This is a genomic window from Microcystis sp. M49636_WE2, from assembly GCF_030065375.1.
Classification (GTDB): Bacteria; Cyanobacteriota; Cyanobacteriia; order Cyanobacteriales; family Microcystaceae; genus Microcystis; species Microcystis aeruginosa_C.
This window is the reverse complement of the sequence record NZ_JASJFG010000394.1, coordinates 1-8,268: the sequence shown is the minus strand read 5'-3', so window position 1 is coordinate 8,268 and position 8,268 is coordinate 1. Positions and strand designations below refer to the sequence as shown.

Genomic DNA, 8,268 nt, shown 5'->3' with positions numbered 1-8,268 from the left:
TTTAACTCTACAATTCCTCAAACAGGATCGCGATGTGGTAATTAAACAACAGGAAGGACTTAGTTATCATCCAGCTTTGATGTTAATTGATGATGCCGATACCCAGGCCAAATGGTATTATCGCCTCAAGCAAGAATACGAGAAATCTCAAGCAGAAAAACGTGATTTTGTCAACCCCATTAAAGCACAGATTTTACGATGGCGCAGTTAGAATTAAGTAGCTGGTTATAATTAAATTAAAAATGGATTTTAGGTTCGATCCCCCCTGCCCCCCTTTATAAGGGGGGTGTCTGATAATTTTTAACGCCTACCTACTTAGATCATTTTATTTAGGTTCTCACTAAGGATTTATTGACACTTGTTTCAATTTGATAAATAGAGGAAAGGACGCTACCTTGATGATTATTGACTAGATCGTATTTGACTTCTTGTAAATAATTAAAAATGGCATCCCGCAGAATCGGTTTTTCAATGTTTACCGTGTGCTGATAGTCCCATAAATCCCAAACTATCAAACCAATTCCCACGATTGGATCGATTAATTCTGCCCCAAAACTACTCGCTACTGCTCCACCGGTTTTAGTGGCAATTTTCGCCCCCGTTTTTCCCGCTAGGGACAAATAAACTGTGCTGCCCACTTTCATCACTGGGATGAGAGATTTAACTCCCAAAGCAGTGGCACCACCGACTAAAAGTTTAATTGATGTGTTAGAAATATTGCCCTCGGTATCTTGAATTGTTACGGCTATATCGCTAAGATAACGATCCCATTTGCCTTGGGGAATTTGATAACTGGCCTGAATATTCTCTAATTCATTGCTTAAATTACTGACATATAAATTAACGGCATCCCTAGTAATTCTCTCTAGACGCAATTGGGCCTCTTGGGGACGAATTACCCGTTTAGTAAACTCGGTTTGAATAGTTTTGGTCAAATTTTCTGCCACCACCTGTTCCGGGGGTGGATTATCTGTATTGACCCAGTGAGCGATCGAGGAGTATAATCCACTTAGAAAGGCCTTGCCCTCAAATTGTTTTTGATTGAAATAGTTAAAATACCAAGGCAAAAAACCCTGATCTACTCTTGTCATCAACTCCTCCACCCATCCCTCAATTTCTCCTAGGGCAAAGGTTTGAGAATTTGCTCTCGCTGTCTGTAAAGCTTGGCTAATTTCTCGATCGATTTGACTGTTCGATTTTTGGGGTATAGTGATGGGAATCTCTAGGTTAGTTTCGGTAGCAACCCTAGTTTTTAACGGTTCATTGCCGGCAGTTCCTAGCCAAATTTTCCCTAAGAGAGGCACGATAACCACTAGAACAACTATAGCCCAAATTAACGGGGTTATCGCCTTAATCAGTTGACTGATTGCCTGAATGCGGTTAGTTTTTTCACTATACTGAGGTGGCTCAATATTTTCTTGTGAATCTGGCCTGGAGTTCATCAGCTAACCTACTTAAAATTATTAGATCATTGTTCTCAAAAAACCGCAGAAACCCCAAATTTCTCAGCAGTAACCTGTAGAGGCCATTATCGGGCAAAAGACAGCCAATACCCGATAAATATCGGCAATTTCAGCGAATTTCTGCCTTCATCCGCTCAAGGGTTTGCTGCATTTGGTCGAACATCATTTGGGGAGTCATACCAAATTGACCTAATTGGGTTTTTAGCTGTTCTACGGTCATTTGGGCGGAGAAATCCTCAGATAACTCAAAACGCTTCATAAATATTTTGTAGCGTTCCATTAACTCTTCCATCCTATCGATAAAGATGATTTTACCCTCTCGATCGAATTTCCCGTACTCGCTGCCTAGTTGTGTGAGAGACTGGTAATCTTCAAATAGCTGTCTAGCTTCCTGTTGAACCACTTCTGAGTCAAAGAATCCCATAATCTTAAAACGGCTTATCGTCGATAGTTATTCTCCATCCTATTTTATTTTAGCTGGGGAAAAAGTCTAGCTCCAGCCGATTTACGGATTACCGTATTGGGGAAATCGAGAAGATCACAAACGGCCCCCGTCGCAGTTTAACCCTTGCCCCAGGGAGTTTAACATAAAAAGTGAAAAATCAAAAATTGTCCTTTAACTGCCCTACAGTGGCTATTTTGATCAATTTGGGCTGCGGCCCTTATAATTTGCCAAAACGACGATGACGACCCTGATAATCTTTTAAAGCGCGGTGAAATTGCACTCGATCAAAATCGGGCCAGAGGGTGTCAGTAACGTAGATTTCCGCGTAGGCCATTTGCCAGAGTAAAAAATTACTAATTCGCATTTCCCCACTACTGCGAATTAACAGGTCTGGGTTAGGAATCCCAGCAGTATAAAGATACTGTTCAAAGAGAGATTCATCGATCGCTTCTGGGGAGATTAAACCCTGTTGCACCTGACGAGCGATCGCCTGACAAGCTTGTACGATTTCCTCTCGGCCACCATAATTAGTAGCTACCGTAAATTGAATACCGGAATTTTTGCTAGTTTCTGCTTGAGATTTAGCAATTTCCCGTCTTAAAGACTCTGGCAAGGCTGATAAATTACCAATAAAGCGAATTTTAACATTTTCCTGCATCATTTCCTCTAATTCGCGCCGCAAAACCCGCTCGAATAGAGTCATTAAAAACTCTACTTCTTCTAGGGGACGACCCCAATTTTCCGTCGAAAAAGCATAAGCGGTTAAAGCGGGAATCCCCCAGTCACGACAACAGCGCAGCAAGTCCTTTAGTGCATCTACTCCCCGTTGATGGCCCATAATCCGCGGTAAACCACGACTTTTCGCCCAACGACCGTTCCCATCCATAATCACTGCGACGTGCTGAGGCAAACGGTTTTTATCTAAATCCGTAGGTAATTCTGGTGACAAGCTCGGTTTAAGAGTCATTTTCTATCTTTGGGGGTTGCGCTGGGCGAACGGGAGAACTTTTCTAAGATTAGACGACCTTTTAAGCCAATTGTACGCCCTAAACGTCCCCAACTCGGTGCGACCACTTCCCCCTCTCCCGACGGAGAAAACTTCGCTTCGAGAAGCTCTTTTAGTTTACTACTGGTTAAGGGCCGATCCAAATTACCCCCCGACGCGAGGGAAATCGAGCCAGTTTCCTCAGAAACCACAATACATAAACAATTATCTAGCCTTTCGGTAATGCCCATGGCCGCCCGATGACGGGTGCCTAATTGCCTAGAGGTACTGCGCTCCGATAAGGGTAGAATAACACCAGCGGCCACCACTCGATCGCCCCGAATAAATACGGCCCCATCGTGCAGTAAAGTTTTAGTTTGAAAAATAGTTTGAATTAATTCCTTAGATACTTGGCCATTGAGCGTCACCCCCGGATTGACAAACACCTTGGTGTCGAGATTGCCACTGGTTTCTAATACCATCAGCGCACCGGTGCGATTTTGAGATAGATCCTTCACCGCGTCCACTAACTCATCAATGACATTATCGGTCTTGGGAGTGGGGGAACTTTTTTTAAATAATTCCCACACTTGACCTTTGCCCAATAATTCTAAAAAACGGCGGAATTCCGACTGAAAAATCACAGCGATGGCCACCGCTGCCCCTAAAATCAATTTTTCTAGGACTAACCCCAGCAAGCGCAATCCTAGGGCATCGCTAATCACCGAGGCCAGCATTAAGTAGATTAGTCCTCGCACCATCCAAAAGGTACGCCGCTCGCCGATAATTAGCAGCAGCATATAGGTAAGGAGGAGAACTAACCCAAAGTCTAGGACTGACAGACCATGGCTGAGAATCCAGGACAATAACCGGCGAGGGTCCAGAAAAAAACCCGACATGGGGGACGATAGCGATGAGGTTTATATCAAGGAGAGTCGATTGGGTAAGCGGTCTTGACGCAGCAAATCCGCCAGATTTTCCCGTTCAAGGATCAGATTAGCTTCTCCGTTGTGGACAATTACCGCCGCCGGACGGGGTAAGCGGTTGTAATTAGAAGCCATACTGTAGTTATAGGCCCCCGTGGCTAAAACCACTAAAATATCCCCCGGGTTGGTTTTCGGTAGCGTAATATCCTTAATTAGAATATCGCCAGATTCACAATGTTTTCCAGCTATTGTCACCAATTCCTGACATTCTTGACTCATTTTATTGGCGACCACGGCCCGGTAAACCGATTGATAGGTAATCGGTCGGGGATTATCGGACATTCCGCCATCGACGGCGATATAGGTGCGGATTTCAGGGATTTCTTTGCGATTACCCACTGTATAGGCCGTTACGCAAGCGGTGGCAATCAGAGAGCGTCCCGGTTCGGCAATGAGCAGGGGATAAGCGATACCTCTTTCCTGACAAGCTTTAGCCACTGCTAAGGACACCGCTTGCACCCATTCCTCGATACTTGGGGGGTCATCACTTTCCAGGTAGCGAATCCCTAAACCACCACCGACGTTTAATTGCTCTAGGGGTAATCCCCGTTCTAAACCTAATTTAAACCAATCTGCCAGCACAGCGGCTAAGTCTTGGTGGGGTTGACGTTCAAAAATCTGGGAACCGATGTGAGCGTGTAAACCCAGACAATTCAGCACCGGATGAGCTAAAACATAGTCAAATACCGTTTCGATTTGATGGGGGTCAAAACCAAATTTACTGTCTAAGTGACCCGTGCGAATATATTCGTGGGTGTGGCACTCGATGCCGGGGGTTAACCGCAACAGCATCGGAATAGGGGTATCAGGGCGGTTTTCGCCTAATTTAACCAGATTTTCTAACTCTAGCCAGTTATCAACGATAATAATGCAGTTATGCTCGATCGCATATTCTAACTCGGCGATCGATTTGTTATTACCATGAAAGTATATCGGCACATCGGTTTTATTGATCTGGTCTAAAGCGGTTAACACCGTGTGAATTTCTCCGGCCGACACCACATCGAAACCTAATCCCTCCCTAGCGACCACGGCCGATACGGCCAGGCAATTCCACGCTTTCGAGGCATAAATTACCCTAGATTCTCCGGGATAATGTGTCTGGAAACCTTGCAGATATTGACGACAGGCAGTGCGGAGGGTGACTTCATCGACAATATACAGGGGTGAACCGAAACGTTCCACTAGGGTGGTCACATCACAACCACCGATTTCTAGACAATCGCGGTTATTAACCTTGGCTGTCAGGGGGAACAGGGTTTGATTCGGGGATAGACAATCTTGATAGGCTAAATATTTTTGTCCGGAATTGCTGATTTTAGGTTCGGTTGATAGCATGAGCGGTGTTTTTTGTCAAGAAATCGATAATTTTTGTTACAATCTCTGCCCATCACCGATTCAGTCAAGGGAAATTTGACCGTCGGTGATCTAGATAAGCAAAATAGTTCTCTCTTTCACTTTACGACAAGTTCTAACTTTTCTCTGATAAGTAGGGTTTGTGGTTCTTCAACCTTCGTGACCTTTGTGCCTTTGTGGTTAATTCCCTTTGTGTCCTTTGTGCCTTTGTGGTTCTTCAACCTTCGTGACCTTTGTGCCTTTGTGGTTCAATAATATCTCCTCTCCCCTCTCCCTACTTCCCCCCGCAACGGATCGACTGAGCGTTCGACAAAAGCTCACGCCGAAGTCTTCGCCGAACGTCGCGCACGAGTTGGTCTCCCCTCTCCCTAATTCATAATTCATAATTCATAATTCATAATTCCCACTCCCCTATACCTTCTAAACAGGATTTAGTATTACTTAACAGAGCCAAATTCAGCAAGGGAATACACATATTGTCCCAAAAACTGTTTTTGCGGGGTTTGATTTTATGGCTTTTTGTCAAGGGGGAATTGCAGGTATGGCGGCTGGGGCGATAATTAGTTTACCATTAGTGAAAACTTTGAATGGTCATGATTATGATGAAATTATTAGAATGTGTAGTCATTTTTGCCAGTTTACTGAATGTTACGCCAGGTATGGCCAATCATTTCCCCCTACAAGTTGTTCAAGCTCCCAGTGGCTCTTCGATTCAAGGTTATTGTTTTTCGGTTGCTACTAATGATGGTCTGGATTCTACGGCGAGGATTTATATTCAGGGAAATCAAGTCACGGGTCGGGTAGAAGCTACGATTCAGAACGAACAAGAATCTTATTATACTTCCTATAATCAAACCTTACAAGGAACAAAAAAGGGGAATCAGTTAAACTTAAATATCACGACAAAAATTGAGTTAGACACCCAAAAAACTCAAGAAATCTGGACGTTAACTTCAGATTCTTTGAATACGGGACGAGTGGTTTATCAAAAACAACCTTGTTTAGTTTCTCAAATCCGGTTTGCACCCGGAACTAATAGCGCCACTGTTAATCAATCGGTTGTGCGAGGGAGTCGAAATATTTATTTATTAAGAGCCAATCAAGGACAGAGAATGGATGTTAAAATTACATCGTTAGAAAATAATGCCGTATTTGATGTGATTGCACCGAATGGGGAAATATTGAAAACAGAAGCTACCCAATCTAGTTTAAAATTACCTGCTACTGGAAATTATGAAATAATTGTAGGGGGAACTCGCGGCAATGCCACCTATAAATTAAATGTTAAAATTCAATAAATAGTAGTAGGGTGGGCAATGCTCACCTGACGATACTTTATCCAAATAGGAACCAGAGATACTGTCCAGGTCGGGGATGTAAGACCAAAAACTGGGTGTAAGTCCGTTTTGAGGCAATCCCCCGTGAAATAGGAAGTAGTTCACCTTGACTGGAATGTATAATCCCCATTTCTCCACACAGATACATAGGGTTTGCGGCAAAAAGTTTTTCGTGGGGGTAGGGTGTGGGGTGTGGGGTGTAGGGTGTAGGGTGTGGGGTGTGGGGTTTTACCCATTTTTAGGTGGTCAATTACCTAATTTTCAGAGAAAAAGTAACTGAATTTTTCCCCGATCACTCCAATGGTCGGCACTTTTTGGGGGGAAAAAAGTCTAAAAACCTTATCCAACAAGGTTTTTAGATTTATTCAGCAGAACCTACATAGAGAGCGTTTCTCATAAATATGAAGTATAAGCTAATTCGGTATCGACGATCGACTCCCACCTGACCATTAAGATAACTGTGATCAGTAATTATGGGAAAATAAATCTCCATACCTATTTCCTCGTGGCACAATAGAGACAAAGTATAAAAAACTTAACAATAAGGAGAGGTTCGATGGTTGCTACACCAGTCAAAACAAAACGTCTCACCGTGCAGGTGGCCGATCTCACCGCAGACACTACCGCTATTCGTTCCCTCGATTGGGAGCGCGATCGCTTCGATATTGAATTCGGATTACAAAACGGTACGACTTATAACTCCTATCTGATTCGTGGGGAAAAAATCGCCCTTGTGGATACCTCTCACGAAAAATTCCGTCAACTATATTTTGATAGTCTCAACGGATTAATTAACCCCCAAGAAATCGATTATTTAATTATCAGTCATACCGAACCTGATCACAGTGGTTTAGTCAGAGATCTGCTGCAACTCGCTCCCAATATTACCGTCGTTGGGTCGAAAGTGGCAATTCAGTTTTTAGAGAATTTAGTTCATCATCCCTTTCAACGTCAACTGGTCAAAAATGGTGATCGGTTAGACCTAGGCAATGGTCACATTCTCGAATTTGTTAACGCTCCTAATTTACACTGGCCCGATACTATTTTTACCTACGATCACGGTTCGGGAATTTTATTTACCTGTGATGCTTTTGGAATGCACTACTGTTCCGATGATCTTTACGATGAGCAATTAAGTGCTATTGAACCGGATTATCGTTTCTATTATGAATGTTTAATGGCTCCTAATGCTCGTTCCGTACTAGCGGCGATGAAACGGATGGAACCCCTGGGTAATATTAATCTCGTGGCTAATGGTCATGGACCGGTATTAAAACATAATGTTACTGAATTATTGACCCATTATCGTGATTGGAGTCAAGCACAAACTAAGGCAGAAAAAACCGTCGCTGTTTTCTATATTTCCGATTATGGTTATAGCGATCGCCTCTGTCAATCCATTGCTAAAGGTATTACTAAAACTGGTTTAGCTGTAGAAACTCTAGACCTGAAATCCGCCGATCCCCAGGAGGTAAAAGAATTAGCTTCTTCTGCGGTGGGAATCGTCATCGGTACTCCCCCTGTTTCTGGTATTAATGCCCAAGAAATTACGGGAAATCTAGGCACAATTCTCGCCTCGGTTAACCCCAAACAATATATCGGAATGTTTGAATCTCAAGGGGGTGATGATGAATCAATTTTACCTCTATTTAATAAGTTTCGTGAAGTTGGTTTAACCAAAGCTTTTGATCCCATT

At 43.3% G+C, this 8,268-nt stretch carries 7 protein-coding genes and 1 pseudogene; 3 read left to right on the top strand and 5 right to left on the bottom strand.

From position 1 onward, the window contains the following. Positions 1–211, top strand: a pseudogene (locus tag PX484_RS09515) (aromatic ring-hydroxylating dioxygenase subunit alpha); the annotation flags it as partial. A 118-nt stretch (positions 212–329) separates the two neighbouring features. On the opposite strand, the gene PX484_RS09510 reads toward PX484_RS09515, so the two are convergent. The 5 genes from PX484_RS09510 to lysA all read right to left on the bottom strand — a co-directional run bounded on the left by PX484_RS09510 (position 330) and on the right by lysA (position 5,217). Next, a complete protein-coding gene (locus PX484_RS09510) occupies positions 330–1,442 on the bottom strand; it encodes a hypothetical protein (RefSeq protein ID WP_287664803.1) in 1,113 nt (370 codons plus the stop codon). A gap of 130 nt (positions 1,443–1,572) precedes the next feature. Further along, entirely contained in the window at positions 1,573–1,887 is a 315-nt protein-coding gene (locus PX484_RS09505) for a DUF1825 family protein (protein WP_002738222.1), read from the bottom strand. 238 nt (positions 1,888–2,125) lie between these two features. Then, positions 2,126–2,875 carry a polyprenyl diphosphate synthase gene (uppS, locus tag PX484_RS09500; protein ID WP_002801365.1) on the bottom strand — a complete coding sequence of 250 codons (750 nt, stop codon included), beginning with the start codon at positions 2,873–2,875 and terminating at the stop codon, positions 2,126–2,128. Continuing rightward, complete coding sequence (gene cdaA / locus PX484_RS09495; protein WP_002801364.1) at positions 2,872–3,792, bottom strand: diadenylate cyclase CdaA; 921 nt, start codon at positions 3,790–3,792, stop codon at positions 2,872–2,874. Before cdaA ends, uppS begins: the two co-directional genes overlap by 4 nt. A 21-nt stretch (positions 3,793–3,813) precedes the next feature. Further along, entirely contained in the window at positions 3,814–5,217 is a 1,404-nt protein-coding gene (gene lysA, locus PX484_RS09490; protein ID WP_002801362.1) for a diaminopimelate decarboxylase, read from the bottom strand. Positions 5,218–5,822: 605 nt separating this feature from the next. Between lysA and PX484_RS09485 the strand changes: the two genes are divergently transcribed. Next, a complete protein-coding gene (locus tag PX484_RS09485; protein WP_043997764.1) occupies positions 5,823–6,533 on the top strand; it encodes a hypothetical protein in 711 nt (236 codons plus the stop codon). A 595-nt stretch (positions 6,534–7,128) separates the two neighbouring features. Further along, positions 7,129–8,268 (top strand): FprA family A-type flavoprotein (locus PX484_RS09480; RefSeq protein ID WP_288103609.1); only part of this gene is annotated, 1,140 nt, incomplete at its 3' end.

Bases quoted from the DNA above. Each gene is read 5' to 3' on its own strand.
- PX484_RS09510 (WP_287664803.1), bottom strand. From the start codon at position 1,442: ATGAACTCCAGGCCAGATTCACAAGAAAATATTGAGCCACCTCAGTAT.
- PX484_RS09505 (WP_002738222.1), bottom strand. From the start codon at position 1,887: ATGGGATTCTTTGACTCAGAAGTGGTTCAACAGGAAGCTAGACAGCTA.
- uppS (WP_002801365.1), bottom strand. From the start codon at position 2,875: ATGACTCTTAAACCGAGCTTGTCACCAGAATTACCTACGGATTTAGAT.
- cdaA (WP_002801364.1), bottom strand. From the start codon at position 3,792: ATGTCGGGTTTTTTTCTGGACCCTCGCCGGTTATTGTCCTGGATTCTC.
- lysA (WP_002801362.1), bottom strand. From the start codon at position 5,217: ATGCTATCAACCGAACCTAAAATCAGCAATTCCGGACAAAAATATTTA.
- PX484_RS09485 (WP_043997764.1), top strand. From the start codon at position 5,823: ATGGTCATGATTATGATGAAATTATTAGAATGTGTAGTCATTTTTGCC.